This window comes from Moorena sp. SIO3I6 (assembly GCF_010672095.1).
Genome location: NZ_JAAHHU010000835.1, coordinates 1 through 2,116 on the forward strand (window position 1 = coordinate 1; position 2,116 = coordinate 2,116).

1 protein-coding gene and 1 pseudogene are annotated in these 2,116 nt (G+C 41.1%); both read left to right on the top strand.

The window, feature by feature from the left end; genetic code table 11:
* Positions 1-244: 244 nt before the first annotated feature.
* A complete protein-coding gene (gene iscB, locus F6K49_RS43345) occupies positions 245-1,597 on the top strand; it encodes an RNA-guided endonuclease IscB (protein ID WP_293107853.1) in 1,353 nt (450 codons plus the stop codon).
* A gap of 106 nt (positions 1,598-1,703) precedes the next feature.
* Positions 1,704-1,946: pseudogene (locus F6K49_RS53950) on the top strand (DUF6174 domain-containing protein); the annotation flags it as partial.
* Positions 1,947-2,116 lie beyond the last annotated feature (170 nt).

The following is a 2,116-nucleotide window of genomic DNA, read 5'->3' on the forward strand; positions in this document are numbered from 1 at the left end:
ACACATTAGGTTCTACTTTGGCACTATTAAAAGTTGGCCAGTCTTCGGTTGATGTTTCGGTGTCGACCTCATCTTTAATTTTTTGCTTGGACTTGAGTCATAACACCTGTAGATGCGTGCCAGTCTTCAGCTCTGTTGTTAGCAATTAAACATCTGTAGTGAGTTAAGGAAGTGTTGCTAACCTAAAAAGCTTTTGTAACATTGTCGAGGCAAACTTTACCCACATTGTGGAGAGATCAAAGTAATGCGAGTTTTCGTGCTAGATAAAGACAAACAACCTCTGGATCCATGTCATCCGGCACGGGCTAGAGATCTACTTAAAAAAGGGAGAGCTAAAGTTTTCAAGCGCTACCCATTTACTATTATCATGCAGGATAGATCGTTACAGGATTCTGTTGTTCATCCACACCGACTAAAAATAGATCCAGGCTCTAAAACGACGGGAATAGCTATTATTCAGGAGCCAACTGGACGGATCACAAGCGCCTTAGAAATCAATCATAGAGGGCAGCAAATTAAAAACTCTCTAGAGTCTAGACGAGCTTTAAGGCGAGGTAGACGAAATCGAAAGACTCGTTACCGTAAACCTCGTTTCCTTAATCGAAAACGCCCAGAGAGTTGGTTGCCTCCATCATTAATGAGTCGAGTATTTAATATCGAGACTTGGGTTAGGAGACTAAGAAAACTGTGCCCTATAACCGCAATATCTCAAGAATTAGTTCGATTCGATACTCAAAAAATGCAAAATCCAGAAGTATCAGGAATTGAGTATCAACATGGTGAACTATTTGGGTTTGAGGTAAAAGAGTATCTACTCGCTAAGTGGGGACATAACTGTGTTTACTGTGGCGCTATTGATACACCTTTAGAAGTTGAGCACATTATCCCAAAATCAAAAGGTGGCAGTAATCGAGTTAGTAATTTGACTCTTGCTTGTCGGTGCTGTAATCAGAAAAAAGGCAATAACCCGATTGAGAAATTTTTAATAAAAAAACCGGAAATTCTCAAAAAGGTATTAGCTAAAGCAAAAACCCCTTTGAAAGATGCAGCAGCCGTCAACGCAACCCGTTGGGAATTATGGAGAAGACTAAAATCAACTGGGCTGCCTGTTGAAACAGCTTCTGGTGGCCTGACCAAGTTCAACCGGAAAACCAGAGGTCTTGATAAAACCCATTGGACTGATGCTGCTTGTGTAGGTAAGTCCACTCCTAAGAGATTACTGCTAAACGCAGTGAAGCCATTGACAATTACAGCTAAAGGTCATGGTGTTCGTCAAAGATGCCGACCAAATAAATACGGTTTTCCAAAGGCTCATGCTCCTGCCGCTAAATTCTTCATGGGTTTTCAAACGGGAGATATAGTCAAAGCTGATATCAAAAAAGGGAAATATGCCGGAAAGTACACAGGCCGTATAGCTATTCGTCATCGCCCAAGTTTTGTACTTTCGGCAAAGCCGTTCGCGAAGCGTGGCCTACGGCGAAAGCGTGGCCTACGGCCTCCGCTACGCGAACATACTTCTGAGCAAAAAATTGATGTACATCCAAAGTACTTACAGACAATCTTTAAAGCTGACGGTTATGAATACCAAGCTAATTAATACTGATTCTATGCACGCTCATTTTATTTATCTGCGGGAATTCCCCTCCCGTTATAAACGCTAGTTTTAGCGGGAGGGGAATTCCCGTCTTTAAGATGGTGAAACGACTTCCATTGTTGCTGCTGATAGCGGCAAACCAGTTAATCGGAAATTTTTTAATACCTATGATTCGGTCTCGAAGCTTTTCGATGTTGTCCAAAAGGCTATTGATCAGGATTACTATAAGCTTGATGTTACCTACGACGCTACCTTAGGTTATCCAACTAAAATCGATATGGACTTCAGGGAACAGATAGCGGATGATGAAAGAACTTTGACTATTGATAATTTGGAAGTATCAAAAAATTAGAAATAGTATAGCAAAGGGAGCAGGGAGCAGGGAGCAGGGAGCAGGGAGCAGGGAGCAGGGAGCAGGGAACAGGGAACAGGGAACAGTAGTCAATTCAAGATATCATAATATTTTTTGGTGTTATGATAAATGGTAATTAAAGTAAGGTATAAAAAGTAATATTATTTATA